The organism is Stenotrophomonas sp. CASM114 (assembly GCF_049384325.1).
GTDB classification, from domain to species: Bacteria; Pseudomonadota; Gammaproteobacteria; order Xanthomonadales; family Xanthomonadaceae; genus Stenotrophomonas; species Stenotrophomonas muris.
Map to the genome: position 1 here is coordinate 24,836 of NZ_JBMRGJ010000028.1, position 15,260 is coordinate 40,095.

The window sequence follows — 15,260 nt, forward strand, 5'->3', positions numbered from 1 at the left end:
CAATGCCCTGCCCCGCCCGGAATCACGCCGCAGCGTTGCGCCGCGATGCGCTGCCGAACAGTTCCAGCAGCTGCTGCGAGCGCTCCTTTGCCGCCCTCTCCGGCGACGCACGCGGTCGCACCAGCAGGAAGTCGTCGGCAGTGGTCGTATTGCCGTGCACCTGCGCCAGCACACTGGTCAGCTGGGCGAGCATCCCCTGCAGGGGCTGGTCCAACGGCTCCAGGCGTGCGAACGCATACATCTCCGAGAGCTGGCGGGAGGTCACTCCCGCCAGCAGGTGGTCCGGATGCGGGAGGCCCAGCCTCCACGCGATCCGGAACTGAAGCCGGCGCTCAGGCCGGCGGATCAGTTTTTTTCCAGCTCTCCCACGGCCGCATCGCCGAGCGCATTGAGCGTCTGCGCGACACGGAACACGCGATCCAGCGCCGCGGCCGATTTCGTGCCCAGCTGGGCCACCTCGTGGTCGGAGAACAGGCGCTCGCCCATTTCATCGACCAGGCACAGGCCGACGAATCGCGCGCGGAAGTCATCCACCTTGGGCGTGTCACCGCCATAGGTCTCCTGCTCCCAGCGATCACGGTCACGCGCCGACATCATCGCCACGCGCACGCTGCCGCCCCATTCGGGTACGGCGACGTCCTCGTGCCGGCGATCCTGCGCGTCCAGGATCTGCTGCTTGCCCAGCAGCATCACGGGGTGCCGCCAGCGGCCACGGTTACCAGCGCGAACTCACGCGGCAGCAGGTCCGCAGTGAACGTCAGCACCTGGTTGGTGCCCGGGGCCACGTTGAAGGCGGCGACCTTGGCGACGAAGGTAGCGGCATCGCCGGTGGGCAGCACCATCAGGAAGTGCAGGTCGGCATCCGGATCGGCGTCGCGCAGGATCTCCTGGCCTGCCGAGCTGCCGACCGGCCAGCGGTGGCCGGACACCTGCACGGCCTGGCCGCCGGACAGACCCGCGATGTTCTCCATCTGCTTCGAACGCAGGTTGGTGGCATCAAGGGTGTTGGCCTGGCCGCGGCCGAACGGGAAGGCGGTCAGGCCGTCGATTTCGGTATAGCCGGCCGGATTGTTCGGCGCGGTCGGGGCGGTACCGGCCTTCACGTACAGCGCGGAGTCCTGGGCGGAAATGGCTTGATTGATGGACATGGTGTTGAATCTCCTGGAAATGAAAAAGCCGCCTTGCGGCGGCTGGGGTTCGGGGTGATCAGGCTCGGGGCTGCCTGCAGTGGGTCATCGTGGCTGGCCCGTCACAGCCACCGGTTGCGCGTTGCGACCCGCAACACGCGGACAACAAAAAAGCCCCCGGCTCGCGCCGGAGGCTTGTATGTCATCGTGGCTGAAAGCTTAGGCTGCGGGTGTGCACCGGTCAATGCAGAAACAGCCCTCTGCACCGCCTTGGGAACGCACTGCCGCAAACCCGCAGCCGCCCGATCCGGCACAGCCGCTGACGCCGCGCTAACCGGCGCAGCGCCGACAATGCAGCTCTGTTCCCAGCAACGAGGAAGATGACGATGGCCGAGTGGATCACCCTGGATACGCATCACGGCCCGGTACGGGCCTGGCAGGCCCTGCCGGACGGCACCGCGCGCGGCGGCCTGGTGGTGGTGCAGGAAATCTTCGGCGCCAACCCGCACATCCGCAGCGTGGCCGAGCGCTTCGCAGCCGAAGGCTATGCGGTGCTGGCGCCCTCGTTCTTCGACCTGGTCGACGGCCCCGACGCCGACCCGGATGCGCTGCCCTACGACGCCGAGGGCGTGAAGCAGGGCCTGGAACGGGTCGGCGCGCTGGGCATGGAACGGGCGCTGGAGGTCGTGCGCGCGGCGGCCACCCGGCTGGCGCCCTACGGCAAGGTCGGCACCGTCGGCTACTGCTGGGGCGGCACGGTGGCGATGCTGTCCGCATTGCGCCTGGGGCTGCCGTCGGTCAGCTACTACGGTGCGCGCAACGTGCAGTTCCTCGACGAGGCGCCCAAGGCCCCGGTGATCTTCCACTTCGGCGCCCAGGACCGCAGCATCCCGCCGGAAGCGGTCAAGGCCCACCGCGAGAAGCTGCCGCAGATGGCGACCTACGTCTATCCGGCCGATCACGCCTTCAACCGGGAGGTCGGACATGCGTATGATCCAGACAGCGCCGCCCTGGCGCTGCAACGCACCCTGGACTTCTTCTCGGAGCATCTTGGATGAGCGAATTCGAACTCGATTCACGCCTGGCCACCGATAGCGTGCTGGTGGCGGAAGGACCGTTGTCGCAAGTGCGGCTGATGAACGACGAACGATTCCCCTGGCTGGTGCTGGTACCGCGCCTGGCCGGGGTGACCGAGTGGATCGAGCTGGACGGCGAGCAGCAGGACAAGCTGCGCACCGAGCTCAACCGCGCCTGCAAGGCCCTGAAGGGTGCCGACGGGGTGGAGAAGATCAACATCGGGGCGCTGGGCAACATCGTGCGCCAGCTGCACTTCCATGTCATCGGCCGCCATGACGGTGATCCGGCCTGGCCGGGCCCGGTCTGGGGCAGTGGCCCGGCGCACCGCTACGAGCCGGCGGCGCTGGACCAGCATGTCGCCTACTGGAAGGAACGGCTAGGATATCCGGCCCAGTCCTGAGCCTTCGCCGACCCGATGCGATTCAACCTCGTTGCCGCCGTCCTGCTGATCCTGATCGGCCTGTTCATGCTCGCCAGCAATCTCGGCTGGACGCACCTGAACCTGTCCAAGCTGCTGTTGACCTGGTGGCCGGTGGCCCTGGTTGGTGTCGGCATCGCGATGCTGTTCGGTCGCGGCAAATAAGGAAGGCGGCGCATTGCGCCGCCTTCCCTCATGTAGAGCCGAGCCATGCTCGGCTTCAATGCAGGGCAGCCGAGTATGGCTCGGCTCTACAAATCGCCTGCAATCGTCAGGTCCGCGGCAGGGTCACGCCGGTCTGGCCCTGGTACTTGCCGCCACGGTCGCGGTAGGACGTCTCGCAGACGTCATCGGCGGCCGCCTGGAAGAACAGCATCTGTGCCACGCCTTCGTTGGCGTAGATGCGCGCCGGCAGCGGCGTGGTGTTGCTGAATTCCAGGGTGACGTGGCCTTCCCATTCCGGCTCCAGCGGCGTCACGTTGACGATGATGCCGCAGCGCGCGTAGGTGCTCTTGCCCAGGCACACCACCAGGGTATCGCGCGGGATGCGGAAGTACTCGACGGTACGCGCCAGCGCGAAGCTGTTCGGCGGGATGATGCATTCGTCGGCGGTGATGTCGACGAAGCTGCCCGAGTCGAAGTGCTTGGGATCGACGATCGTCGAGTTGATGTTGGTGAACACCTTGAACTCGCGCGAGCAGCGCACGTCGTAGCCATAGCTGGACGTGCCATAGCTGACGATGCGCTGGCCGTTGGCCTGCTTCACCTGCCCGGCCTCGAACGGCTCGATCATGCCGTGCTGCTCGGACATGCGGCGGATCCAACGGTCACTCTTGATGCTCATGCTTTGTCCTGGGGGTACGAGGGGGCGCGAGGATTCTAGCAGGGGCCCGGCCTCGGCCGGCGGTCCCTGCCCCGGCCCTTACAGCAGCGACGACAGGATCGGGATCGAAGCCCGCGGGCGCCTGCCCACTTCCTCGATCAGGCGCTGTGCGGCATGGCGGTAGGCCTGGGCCGGCGCCGAATCCGGCTGGGCGACGGTGATCGGGGTGCCTGCATCGCCCTGTTCACGGATGCCGATCTGCAGGGGCAGAGAGCCCAGCAGCGGCACGCCGTACTGCGCGGCCATGCGCTCGCCGCCGCCCTCGCCGAACAGGTGCTCGATGTGCCCGCAACTGCTGCAGGTGTGCACCGCCATGTTCTCGACGATGCCCAGCACCGGCACCTCGACCTTCTCGAACATCTTCAGCGCTTTCTTCGCGTCCAGCGTGGCGATGTCCTGCGGCGTGGTGACGATCACCGCACCGGCCAGCGGAATCTTCTGGGTCAGGGTCAGCTGGATGTCACCGGTGCCCGGCGGCAGGTCGATCAGCAGGAAATCCAGGTCGTCCCACAGGGTGTCGTTGAACAGCTGGGTCATCGCGGAGGTGGCCATCGGGCCCCGCCAGATCATCGGCGTGTCCTCTTCGATCAGGTAGCCGATCGACATGGTGTCCACGCCAAAGGCACGCAACGGCTCGATGCTCTTGTTGTCCGGGCTTTCCGGGCGACCGGACAGGCCCAGCATGGCCGGCACGCTCGGCCCGTAGATGTCCGCATCGAGCACGCCCACGCGCGCACCGAGCTGCTGCAGCGCCACGGCCAGGTTCACCGAGGTGGTGGACTTGCCGACGCCGCCCTTGCCCGAACCGACCGCGATCACGTTGCGGATGCGGGCATGCGGCGTAAGTCCCTTCTGGACCTGGCTGACATGGGGACGGCGGGGAGAACTGTTCACAACGGGCACCGGCGGGGTCAGGGGGATAACCCGACATCATACAAGCTGGATGCAAGCTGACTGAAATTCAGGAATGCGACAGATTCGTGCACAGATTGTTAAGTTCATGTTACGTTCGATGAGCACTGTTTTGAGCTGCGGAGCCGGATATTCCAGCCCGCGCGATGGCGCATGCGCAGTGCCGTTTTTGTTTTTGCTCTCCAATGGAATTACATGAAACACGTCAGCAATACCGCACGTCGCAACACGCTCGCCGTCGCCCTGATGTCCGCTCTGATGGCCGCCGCCCCGGCAATGGCCCAGGACAAGGCGACCAACCTGGACAAGATCACCGTCACCGGTTCGCTGATCCCGCAGACCCAGGTCGAAACCCAGACCCCGGTGATGTCCATCACCGCCGAAGACATCCAGACCCGCGGCTTCAGCAGCGTTGCTGAAGTGCTGCAGCAGTCGTCGCTGACCACCGGCGGCCTGCAGGGTGGACAGACCTCGGGTGCGTTCACCCAGGGCGCCGAAGCCGCCGGCATGTTCGGCCTGAACCCGGGCTACACCAAGTACCTGATCAACGGCCGCCCGATGCTCTCGTATCCGGCGCTGTACAACGGCAGCGAGTCGTTCAACAACATCAGCGGCATTCCGATCGACATCGTCGAGCGCATCGAGGTCCTGCCGGGCGGCCAGTCGTCGCTGTACGGCTCGGACGCGATCGCCGGCGTGGTCAACATCATCCTGAAGGAACGCATGGACGGCGGCACGATGTCGATCCGTGGCGGCACCTACACCGAAGGTGGTGGCAGCAACATCCGCTTCAGCGCCGCCAAGGGCTTCAATGCATTCGACGACCGCTTCCACGCGCTGGTCAACGTGCAGATCGAAAACGGCAGCCCGATCTGGGGCTACCAGCGTGACATCACCAAGCAGAACAACCCGGTCGGTTACACCGCACAGCTGCCGTCGAACGACTTTGCCGTCATCGGCAACGCCGACAACAAGCTGTACATGATGGACCCGACCCGCTGCGCCAACGTCGCAGGCCTGTACGACGGCACCACCACCGTCGGCAAGCGTGCATCGGGCGAATCGTGCGGCTCGGTGTACAGCGCCGGCTACAAGACCCTGAAGAACGGCAAGAACAGCGGCCAGTTCTACTCGTCGATGACCTTCGACGTGAACGACAACTTCCAGCTGTTCGCCGATGTGCTGTACAGCAAGGAGAAGACCGAGTTCACCTCCGGCTCCAGCGCCCTGTGGTGGGGCACCAAGTCGGTGATGGGCGGCTTCTACGACCAGGGCCTGGGCAAGGTCGTGAACCTGCAGCGCGCCTTCGCACCGGAAGAAATCGGCCCGGGCCACTACAACAACATCCTGAACTCCGATGAGAGCCGTTCCTACCAGGTCACCCTGGGCGGCAAGGGCATGGTCGGCGACTGGGACTACAGCGCCAGCTTCACCCGCGGCGAATACCGCCTGGACCAGAACCGCTTCGCGCGCTGGAAGGACAAGATCGAAGGCTTCTTCGGCGACACCGTGCTGGGCCCGCGCCTGGGTACCACCGCTGATGGCTTCGGCATCTACAACCCGGACTACGCCGCGTTCTACTCGCCGATCACCCCTGACCAGTTCGCCAGCTTCACCGGCTATGGCACCCACCGCAGCAAGACCTGGCAGAACCTGGGTCGCGTGCAGGTGACCAACGGTTCGCTGTTCTCCCTGCCGGGCGGCGACGCCGGCCTGGCCGTGGTGCTGGAAGGTGGCAGCGAAGGTTGGGATTACTCGCCCGACCAGGCCTTCGTCGATGGCAACGCCTGGGGCGCCACCGCCGTGGCCGGTGCCGGCCACCGCAGCAACTACGCGGTGACCAGCGAACTGCGCATGCCGGTGTTCGAGTCGCTGACCATCAGCGCCTCGGGCCGCTACGACGCCTTCAAGATCGCCGACAAGACCGTTGACAAGGCCACCTACAGCATCGGCCTGGAATACCGCCCGGTTGAGAGCCTGCTGCTGCGCGGCAAGTACGGCACCGCATTCCGTGCGCCGACCCTGTCCGATGCCTTCCAGGGCATGAGCGGCTCGTTCGCCTCCGGCCAGAACGACTACTACCGCTGCAGCCAGATGGGCTACGCGCTGCGTGACGAAGCCTGCTCGTTCTACAAGACCACCTCGGTGTACAGCGAAAAGTCCGGCAACCCGGACCTGAAGCCGATCACCGCCGACGTGTGGAGCGCGGGCGTGGTGTGGGCCCCGGTGAGCAACTTCTCGCTGTCGGTCGACTACTACAACTGGAAGATCAAGAACGAGGTCAAGACCCTGAGCACCGACCAGCTGCTGCTGGCCGAGTACCAGTGCCGCAACGGCCTGCCGAACAACACCTCGGCCAGCTGCCAGAACGTGACCGACTGGGTGTCCCGCGACGCCGGTGGCAACCTGGCCCGCGTGTACACCCCGAAGCTCAACGTGGCCAGCCAGAACCTGGAAGCGGTGACCGTCGGCGCCAAGTACCAGCAGGACCTGGGCCGCTTCGGTTCGCTGATGTTCTCGGGCAACTACACCAACATGCTGAAGCGTGAAGTGGTGCCGCTGCCGGGCGCACAGAAGCTGGATCTGCTGAGCGATCCGTACAACATGTGGTACTACGACAACTTCGCCAAGGTGCGCGGCGATGTGTCGGTGGGCTGGGCCATCTCCAAGTTCACCACCACCCTGTACGCCAACTACGTCGGCAGCACCCCGAACTACCTGGCCTACACCGGCCGCAGCTATGACTACGTCCACTCCTCCGGCGCCAAGGCCGGCAAGTGGGGCTCGTACACCACCTACAACATGAGCCTGAACTACCAGGCGCAGGACGATCTGACCCTGTCGCTGATGGTCAACAACGTGTTCAACAAGCTGCCGGAAGGCCAGCGCTACAACTACCCGGGCAACGAATCGACCCCGTTCAACGACGGCTTCTACAGCGTCTACGGCCGTCAGATCTCGGCCCAGGTCAAGTACGACTTCTGATCCCGTCGTATTCCGGACTGCGTGTCTGGACCAGGCCCCGCTTCGGCGGGGCCTTTTTTTGTCCGTCGCACAGCACGGCCACATCCCGTTCACGGTTCAGACACGTTTGACATGAACCGAAAAAAATCAATACATATCAATGAGATGAAGGAGAAATGGGCGCTCCTGTCACTGCAAAGCGCGCCCATCACCCACAGCTTCATGACTCCCTCGTGAACGTTTGACAGGCTCGGTTAATGTCGTGTTAATCTCGGGTCATCGGCACGTGAAGCCGGTACCAGCGCCGGGTGGCAGCACGCTGCCGACCCCGGGCAAGGGGCACACGGAGACGCCGACAAGGACCTGTCCCGGTGTACGACGCAATCATTCGATTCAAGGGGATTTCAGATGATCAATCGCAAGTCGCTCAGCAAGCACCCGCTGAGCTTCGCCCTCGCCTCCGCCGTGCTGCTCGCTGCGGCTGCCCCGGCGATCGCACAGGACGCCTCGGGCTCGACGCAGACCACCGAAGAGGCATCCAAGTCCAAGGCCACCAATCTGGATACGGTGACCGTCACCGGCTCGCGCATCAGCCGCGACGTGTTCAACTCGGTCTCGCCGGTGCAGGTCGTCACCCGTGAAGAAACCACCCTGGCCGGCTTCAACTCGACCACGGCGGCCCTGCAGAGCACCGCGGTCACCGCCGGTGCGGCGCAGATCAACAACGCCTATGGCGGCTACGTCACCGACGGTGGCCCGGGCGCCAACACCCTGGGCCTGCGCGGCCTCGGCCCGACCCGCACCCTGATCCTGCTCAATGGCCGCCGCGTGTCGCCGGCCGGTACCCGCGGCTCGGTGGGCTCGACCGACCTGAACGTGCTGCCGAACTCGATCGTCGACCGCGTCGAAATCCTGAAGGACGGTGCGTCCTCGATCTACGGCTCCGACGCCGTTGCCGGCGTAATCAACATCATCACCAAGAAGAAGGTCGATGGCGTCAGCTTCGAAGCACAGCACAACGCCACCGATGGCGGCGGCGGTGAAGAGCGCCGTTACTCCATCATGTTCGGTGCCACCGGCGAGCGCTCGCACTTCTCCGGCTCCTATGAGTACTACACCCGCAACGAGCTGACCCTGGCCGACCGCAGCTGGGCCGGTGGCTGCCCGACCGACATGTACCGCGACATCGACGCGGGCGACTATTGGGGCAGCGGCGACTTCATCGACCCGCTGACCGGCAAGCCGAAGTGCTGGTCGCTCGATGCCGGCGGCACCACGCTGAACACCATCGGCACCAACACCCGTACCGGTGTTGCGGCCCCGGGCGGCGCCGGCACCCGCTTCAACCGCTGGCGCCCGAATGCGGCCATCACCACCGGCCTGGTGGGCTACGAAGGCGTGGACCTGAACACCCGCGACACCTTCGATCCGGCCATGCGCAACCAGTCGCTGATCTCGCCGACCAAGACCCACACCCTGTACCTGCAGGGTGGCTTCGACCTCAACGCACTGGGCGATGCCGAGCTGTACTACGAGTTCCTGGGCAACAAGCGCAAGTCGACCCAGACCGGCTATCGCCAGCTGACCCTGGACTATGCCGTAGGCAGCCCGCTGATCCCGGCCAACCTGCGTGACAGCGTTGCCGGTGCTCCGACCGACCAGACCAGCGGCAAGAACCTGGGCGTGCGTGCGTTCATCGGTTTCGGCAACGACACCAACAAGCAGAACGTCGACTTCCTGCGCTTCAATGCCGGCCTGCGTGGCCACCTGAGCTCGGAGTGGAACTATGACTTCAACGTCATGCACTCGCGCAGCGACGCCGACTACACCTTCGAGAGCTTCCTGACCAGCCGCCTGCGCCAGAGCCTGGACGTGGTCTCCAACGGTGCCGGTGGCTATGTCTGCCGGGACGGTTCCAACGGCTGCATCGCCGCGCCGGCGCTGAACACCAACACCATCGGTGGCAAGCTGCCGCAGGACTGGAAGGACTGGGTGTTCGTGCCGGTCACCGGCAACACGCTGTACAAGGAAACGACGGTCAACTTCAACGTCAACGGCCCGCTGTTCGACATGCCGTACGGTTCGGCCGGTGGTGCATTCGGCGTCGAGTACCGCAAGGCACGCATCGACGACACCCCGTCGCCGTACTCGATCAATGCCGACCTGTACAACCTGACCAACGCCACTCCGACCCGCGGTTCGGACTCGGTGTTCGAAGCCTACGGCGAACTGGAACTGCCGCTGCTGTCCGGCGTCACCGCTGCCGAGGAACTGACGGTCAACCTGTCCGGCCGCTACACCGACTACAAGTCCTACGGCTCGGATGAGACCTACAAGATCGGCGCGCTGTGGACCCCGGTGAAGTGGCTGTCGTTCCGTGCGTCGTACGGCACCTCCTACCGCGCACCGGCGCTGTTCGAACAGTTCCTGGGCGGCACCACCGGCTTCCTGAGCAGCAGTGCCGACCCCTGCAACGAGTATGGTGATCGCAACCCGAGCTCGCCGCGTTACCAGAACTGCGCATCGCTGGGCCTGGCACCGGACTACCTGGCCACCCAGGGCGTGACCGTGGTCACCCAGGGTGGTGCCGAGGCCGGCCTGGAAGCCGAAACCTCCAAGGCCAAGACCCTGGGCGTGGTGATCCAGCCGGAATTCGGCAGCGGCTTCGGTGACCTGTCCTTCGCCGCCGACTACTTCGACATCGAAGTGAAGAACGGCGTCGACAGCGCGGGCGGCGCGAACATCCTGTCGCGCTGCTACGACAGCGGCAGTGCCGACTTCTCCTCCGGTTCGGGTCTGTGCCGCCTGGTGGCCCGCAACCCGGTCAACAACCAACTGGTGGTGACCAACGGCTTCATCAACCTGTCCACCGACAAGGTCCGTGGCCTGGACTTCACCACCCGCTATGTCCGCGAAATCGGCCCGGGCACCCTGCGCACCACGCTGCAGTTCACCCACTACCTGGAACAGGCCAGCAAGGTCTTCTCCGACGATCCGCTGGTGGACTACAACGGCATGCTGTCGCGTCCGGAAAACACCGCCTCGCTGGACCTGAGCTACAAGTGGAAGAACTGGCAGGTGCGTTACGGCCTGGACTGGATCGACAAGATGGACAGCTACGCGTACTACGAGGAGCGCAACCCGGGTGACTTCGATCCGGCCACCTCGGCGTACAAGCTGTACACCCCGAACTACTTCCTGCAGGCCATCTCGGTGAAGTATGAAGCGGACAAGTGGTCGGTCACCGGTGGCGTGCGCAACTTCGCCGACCGCAAGCCGCCGACCATCTCCCAGGGTATCTACAACACCGTCGGCAACGCGCTGCTGTACAGCGGCTTCGACTACTTCGGTCGCAGCTACTTCCTGAACATCACGCGTTCGTTCTGATCCTGCTCCCTGCAACCGCCGCCCTTCGGGGCGGCGGTTCCATTTCAGGCACCGGATTCTCCGCAGGCCGGTGCCAACGCATTCCGAGGTTGCAATGAAGCGAGCCCTGCTGCTGGCGGCCCTGGCCAGCCTTTCACCGTTGCTGCACGCCAAGCCTGTGGCGCCCACCATCGAACAGATGGCCGCCTTCCCGGCCATCTCCAGCCTGTCGTTGTCACCAGACGGAAAACACATCGCCGGCCTTCGCGCCGATGGCGAGGAGCGCGTGATCGTGGTTTGGCGGACCGATGCACTGGACAAGCCACCAACGGTGATCGGCGCCAACCGCATGAAGTTCCAGAGCGTGTCGTTCATCAAGAACGGACAGCTGGCCGTCGTGCTGTGGCAACCCTACGACCTGCGCGCCGACCGGGTGACCAAGACCTTCGTCAGCAAGTTCTTCATCACCGACATCGAAGGCAAGCAGTGGAAGGAGCCGATCACGCCGCCGCGCGCCTCCAGTCGCAATGAAGAGCTCGAGCAGGCACTGGCCAACGCCACGGTGCTCGACACCCTGCCCAACGATCCCGACCACATCCTGGTGGTCAACGGTTCGGGCAGCAGTTCCGGTGACGTCTACAAGGTCGACCTGCGCAACTTCACCTCCCAGCGCATCCAGAAGACCGAAGAGCGCGTGGCGGGCTATATCACCGACCTGGACAGTGAACTGCGGGCACGCCTGCGGCAGGACGTCGACGGTACCGGCGCCTACGTCGCCACCGAGTTCCGCTCGCCTGCCAACGGTGCCTGGGAGGAGCATTTCCGCTCCTACGTGAAGAACCGCGACGTCAACCAGGTGATCGGCTTTGCCGATGATCCGAACATCGCGTTCGTACTCAGCAATGTCGGCCGCGACAAATCAATCGTCTACGAGTACGACATCACGGCCCGCAAGCAGAAGGAAGTGCTGTTCGAGCACAAACTGTTCAACGCCGGCTCGATGCTGATCAACCGCCACCGGAGCGGTGCGGTACCCTTCGGCGAGATCATGGGAATCGGCTACGCCGGTCCGCGCGGCGACGACATCCAGTGGACCTCTCCGCGCATGAAGGCCCTGGACCAGGGGCTGCGCCAGGCGCTTGGCATCCGCCAGGAGCCGCTGGCGATGGTCGATACCGCGAACGGCCAGCGCTACACCGCCAACTACGATACAGGCCTGAGCTACCGCATCGTCGACTACACCGCCGATCTTTCCGATGTGCTGGTGGCTACCTCCGGCCCTTCCAACCCGCCCGAGTATCACCTGCTGCACGACGGCAAGCTGACCCTGCTGGCCAAGACCTATCCGCAGATCCAGCCAGCCGCGCTGGGCACCACCCGGCTGGTCTACTACAAGGCACGCGACGGGCTGGACATTCCGGCATTCCTGACCACGCCCAGCACCGAGCTGTGCGGTGCCGGCCCGTGGAAAGCCGTGGTGCATCCGCACGGCGGCCCGTGGGCACGCGATGGCATGGACTTCGACGGCTCGATGTGGGTACCGCTGATGGCATCACGCTGCATGGCGGTCCTGCGCCCGCAGTTCCGCGGCTCGGCCGACTGGGGCCGCAAGCTGTGGATGGCCGGTGATGCCGAATGGGGCCAGAAGATGCAGGACGACAAGGACGATGGCGCGCAGTGGATGATCGACCAGAAGATCGCCCAGCCCGGCCACATCGCCATGTTCGGCTTCTCCTATGGCGGCTACTCGGCGTTCGCGGCTTCGGTGCGTCCCAATGGCCTGTACAAGTGCGCCATCGCCGGTGCCGGCGTTTCGGACATCAAGAAGATCTGGTCGCGCTTCTATACCAACCCGTTCTTCCGCCAGGCCCAGGCGCCGACCGTGGCCGGCCTCAACCCGGTCGACAAGGCCGGTGAAATGAAGATTCCATTGATGGTCTACCACGGTGACCGCGACCGCACGGTGCCGATCGAGCAGTCGGAGTGGTTCGTGAACAAGGCCAGGGGTTCGGGGCAGCCGGTCGAGTTCCACGCCATCGCCGACTACGCGCATGGTCCCGCCTGGACCCGCGCGATCATGGGTGACCAGCTCAGGCTGATCGACGACTACCTGGGCAAGGGCTGCGGCGGCGGCGGCCTGTAAGCCGCACCGCTTCCTGCAAGGGCGCCCACGGGGCGCCCTTGCACGTTCTGGCCCTTGCGCCCGGACATGACCTTCGACACCCTTGCAGGCCAGGCCGGCGGCGTATCGTTCGGCCCACGGCCGTACCTGCGGCTTCTCCCTGACTCACTCGGCCTGGAGGCCAAGAATAGTGATGACGCGCACTCCCAAGATCGTCCTGCTCAGCCTGGCCGTGTCGGCCGTGCTGGCCGGCTGCGGCAAGAACGAAACCCCGGCCAAGGATGCCGCGACCCCCGCCCCGGCCACCGCCGAAGCCACCACCTACAAGCTGGACGACAGCAAGCTGCCGGCCTACAACGCCTTCCAGCCGAGCGACCTGGACACCACCAAGGACGCGTGCACCGCCTTCGGCGACTACGTCAACAGCAAGTGGCTGGCCGCCAATGAAATCCCGGGCGACCGCACCAGCTGGGGCGCGTTCACCATCCTCGACGAGCGTTCGGTGGCCGTGCAGCACCAGCTGGCCGAACAGGTTGCGCAGGTCAAGAACCCGAACCACATCGAGAAGATCGTCGGCGACCTGTGGGCCACCGGCATGGACGAAGCCAAGATCAACGCCCAGGGCATCGAGCCGCTGAAGGCCGACCTGGCTGCGATCGACGGCCTGCAGGACAAGGCGGCCATCGCCAACTACCTGCGCACCAGCGCCGCCAAGGGTGACAACCTCCTGTTCGGCTTCGGCGCTGAAGCCGACTTCAAGAACTCCGGGGTGAACATGGCCTATGCCAGCCAGGGCGGCCTGGGCCTGCCGGATACCACCTACTACACCGATGCCAAGAACGCCGACAAGCTGAAGGCCTATCAGGCGCATGTCGCCAAGGTGCTGGAGCTGTCCGGCGTGGCCGCGGCCGATGCAGCCAAGCAGGCCGAGGACGTGGTCAAGTTCGAAACCCGCCTGGCCAAGGCCTCCAAGTCGCGCGTGGAGCTGTCGCGCAACGTCGAGCTGTACTACAACCCGGTCACCCTGGCCGACGCCGACAAGCTGACCCCGAACTTCAGCTGGACCGAGTTCTTCAAGTCGCAGGGCGTGGCCGCGCCGGAGAAGTTCTCGCTGGCCATGCCGGCCTTCCATGAGGAAGTGAGCAAGTCGCTGGCCGACACCGATCCGTCGGTGTGGCGCGCCTACCTGCGCTTCCACACCGTGGACAGCGCCTCGCCGTACCTGGCCGATGCCTTCGTGCAGGAGAACTACGAGTTCTACGGCAAGACCCTCAACGGCCAGAAGGAGCAGAAGCCGCGCTGGAAGCGTGTGCTGGGCACCATCGAAAACGATGCCGGTGAAGCCTTCGGCCAGCTGTACGTGAAGGTTGCCTTCTCGCCGGAAGCCAAGGCGAAGATGGAAGAACTGGTGAAGAACCTGGCCGCCTCGCTGAAGGACCGCATCCAGGGCCTGAGCTGGATGAGCGAGGAAACCAAGGCCAAGGCCATCGCCAAGTGGGAAACCTTCACCCCGAAGATCGGTTACCCGGACAAGTGGCGCGACTGGTCGGGCCTGCAGACCCAGCGCGACAGCTACCTGGGCAACGTGCGCGCGGCCAACGAGTTCAACTACAAGTTCAACCTGTCCAAGATCGGCAAGCCGGTGGACAAGACCGAGTGGGGCATGACCCCGCAGACCGTCAACGCCTACTACAACCCGCTGCAGAACGAGATCGTGTTCCCGGCCGCCATCCTGCAGCCGCCGTTCTTCGATCCGAAGGCCGACGACGCGCTGAACTACGGCGGCATCGGTGCGGTGATCGGCCATGAGATGACCCACGGTTACGACGACCAGGGCGCACGCTTCGGGCCGACCGGCAACATGGAAGACTGGTGGACCCCGGCCGACAAGAAGAACTTCGAAGGCCTCACCGGCAAGCTGGTCAAGCAGTTCGACCAGTACAAGGTCGACGGCCAGGCAGTGAACGGCCACCTGACCCTGGGCGAGAACATCGCCGACCTGGGCGGCCTGGCCACCGCCTACGACGCCCTGCAGAAGGCGACCGCCGGCAAGGAAGATGCGAAGGTCGACGGCTTCACCCGCGACCAGCGCTTCTTCTTCAACTGGGCCACCGTGTGGCGCACCAAGTACACCCCGGAAAACGCCAAGGTCCGCCTGGCCACCGACCCGCACGCCCCGGCGCAGTTCCGTGCCATGGGTGCGCCGTCGAACCTGCCGACCTTCGCTGCCGCGTTCCAGTGCAAGGCCGGTTCGCCGATGGCCCGCACCGGCGAGCAGCAGGTGGTGATCTGGTAAGCCACGGCTGACGCTGCGGCAGACCTGCAAAGGCCCGGGAATCCCGGGCCTTTGTTTTTCACAGCGCCCGTCATCCACGCATGGCTCAGGCCGTT

12 protein-coding genes are annotated in these 15,260 nt (G+C 65.1%); 7 read left to right on the plus strand and 5 right to left on the minus strand.

Going from position 1 to position 15,260, the window contains the following annotated elements; genetic code table 11:
* Positions 1-22: 22 nt before the first annotated feature.
* The 3 genes from VG566_RS18785 to VG566_RS18795 all read right to left on the minus strand — a co-directional run bounded on the left by VG566_RS18785 (position 23) and on the right by VG566_RS18795 (position 1,148).
* The gene (locus tag VG566_RS18785; protein ID WP_227864145.1) at positions 23-265 is read right to left on the minus strand and encodes a phage tail assembly protein T; all 243 of its coding nucleotides are present in this window, start codon (positions 263-265) and stop codon (positions 23-25) included.
* Positions 266-345: 80 nt separating this feature from the next.
* Positions 346-690: a hypothetical protein gene (locus VG566_RS18790; RefSeq protein ID WP_014647908.1), complete on the minus strand. Its 345-nt coding sequence runs from the start codon at positions 688-690 to the stop codon at positions 346-348.
* Positions 690-1,148, minus strand: a complete 459-nt coding sequence (locus VG566_RS18795) for a hypothetical protein (protein WP_014037992.1) — start codon at positions 1,146-1,148, stop codon at positions 690-692. The genes VG566_RS18790 and VG566_RS18795 overlap by 1 nt, the downstream gene beginning before the upstream one ends.
* 365 nt (positions 1,149-1,513) lie before the next feature.
* Here VG566_RS18795 and VG566_RS18800 point away from each other — a divergent pair, with 365 nt between their 5' ends.
* The 3 genes from VG566_RS18800 to VG566_RS18810 are packed head-to-tail and all read left to right on the plus strand — an operon-like array spanning position 1,514 to position 2,787.
* Entirely contained in the window at positions 1,514-2,185 is a 672-nt protein-coding gene (locus VG566_RS18800; RefSeq protein ID WP_241884330.1) for a dienelactone hydrolase family protein, read from the plus strand.
* Positions 2,182-2,604, plus strand: coding sequence for an HIT domain-containing protein (locus tag VG566_RS18805; RefSeq protein WP_014647910.1), 423 nt, complete (start codon positions 2,182-2,184; stop codon positions 2,602-2,604). Before VG566_RS18800 ends, VG566_RS18805 begins: the two co-directional genes overlap by 4 nt.
* Positions 2,605-2,619: 15 nt before the next feature.
* Positions 2,620-2,787, plus strand: coding sequence for a LiaI-LiaF-like domain-containing protein (locus tag VG566_RS18810; protein WP_005418011.1), 168 nt, complete (start codon positions 2,620-2,622; stop codon positions 2,785-2,787).
* A 106-nt stretch (positions 2,788-2,893) separates the two neighbouring features.
* On the opposite strand, the gene dcd is transcribed toward VG566_RS18810, so the two are convergent.
* Both dcd and apbC read right to left on the minus strand, forming a co-directional pair.
* Positions 2,894-3,466, minus strand: a complete 573-nt coding sequence (gene dcd, locus VG566_RS18815; RefSeq protein ID WP_014037995.1) for a dCTP deaminase — start codon at positions 3,464-3,466, stop codon at positions 2,894-2,896.
* Positions 3,467-3,544: 78 nt separating this feature from the next.
* Positions 3,545-4,399: an iron-sulfur cluster carrier protein ApbC gene (gene apbC, locus VG566_RS18820; RefSeq protein ID WP_014647911.1), complete on the minus strand. Its 855-nt coding sequence runs from the start codon at positions 4,397-4,399 to the stop codon at positions 3,545-3,547.
* Positions 4,400-4,612: 213 nt separating this feature from the next.
* On the opposite strand from apbC, the gene VG566_RS18825 reads away from it, so the two are divergent.
* The 4 genes from VG566_RS18825 to VG566_RS18840 all read left to right on the plus strand — a co-directional run bounded on the left by VG566_RS18825 (position 4,613) and on the right by VG566_RS18840 (position 15,165).
* Positions 4,613-7,402, plus strand: coding sequence for a TonB-dependent receptor plug domain-containing protein (locus tag VG566_RS18825; RefSeq protein ID WP_014647912.1), 2,790 nt, complete (start codon positions 4,613-4,615; stop codon positions 7,400-7,402).
* A gap of 387 nt (positions 7,403-7,789) precedes the next feature.
* On the plus strand, positions 7,790-10,768 hold the full coding sequence (locus VG566_RS18830) for a TonB-dependent receptor plug domain-containing protein (RefSeq protein WP_032957471.1): 2,979 nt from the start codon (positions 7,790-7,792) through the stop codon (positions 10,766-10,768).
* Between the two features lie 94 nt (positions 10,769-10,862).
* On the plus strand, positions 10,863-12,890 hold the full coding sequence (locus VG566_RS18835) for a prolyl oligopeptidase family serine peptidase (RefSeq protein WP_241884329.1): 2,028 nt from the start codon (positions 10,863-10,865) through the stop codon (positions 12,888-12,890).
* A 172-nt stretch (positions 12,891-13,062) separates the two neighbouring features.
* Positions 13,063-15,165, plus strand: coding sequence for a M13 family metallopeptidase (locus tag VG566_RS18840; RefSeq protein ID WP_032957470.1), 2,103 nt, complete (start codon positions 13,063-13,065; stop codon positions 15,163-15,165).
* The last annotated feature ends 95 nt before the right edge of the window (positions 15,166-15,260 follow it).

Excerpts from the sequence above, each read along its gene's own strand:
- VG566_RS18790 (WP_014647908.1), bottom strand. The coding sequence starts at position 690 with ATGCTGCTGGGCAAGCAGCAGATCCTGGACGCGCAGGATCGCCGGCAC.
- VG566_RS18795 (WP_014037992.1), bottom strand. The coding sequence starts at position 1,148 with ATGTCCATCAATCAAGCCATTTCCGCCCAGGACTCCGCGCTGTACGTG.
- VG566_RS18800 (WP_241884330.1), top strand. The coding sequence starts at position 1,514 with ATGGCCGAGTGGATCACCCTGGATACGCATCACGGCCCGGTACGGGCC.
- VG566_RS18805 (WP_014647910.1), top strand. The coding sequence starts at position 2,182 with ATGAGCGAATTCGAACTCGATTCACGCCTGGCCACCGATAGCGTGCTG.
- VG566_RS18810 (WP_005418011.1), top strand. The coding sequence starts at position 2,620 with ATGCGATTCAACCTCGTTGCCGCCGTCCTGCTGATCCTGATCGGCCTG.
- dcd (WP_014037995.1), bottom strand. The coding sequence starts at position 3,466 with ATGAGCATCAAGAGTGACCGTTGGATCCGCCGCATGTCCGAGCAGCAC.
- VG566_RS18825 (WP_014647912.1), top strand. The coding sequence starts at position 4,613 with ATGAAACACGTCAGCAATACCGCACGTCGCAACACGCTCGCCGTCGCC.
- VG566_RS18830 (WP_032957471.1), top strand. The coding sequence starts at position 7,790 with ATGATCAATCGCAAGTCGCTCAGCAAGCACCCGCTGAGCTTCGCCCTC.
- VG566_RS18835 (WP_241884329.1), top strand. The coding sequence starts at position 10,863 with ATGAAGCGAGCCCTGCTGCTGGCGGCCCTGGCCAGCCTTTCACCGTTG.
- VG566_RS18840 (WP_032957470.1), top strand. The coding sequence starts at position 13,063 with ATGACGCGCACTCCCAAGATCGTCCTGCTCAGCCTGGCCGTGTCGGCC.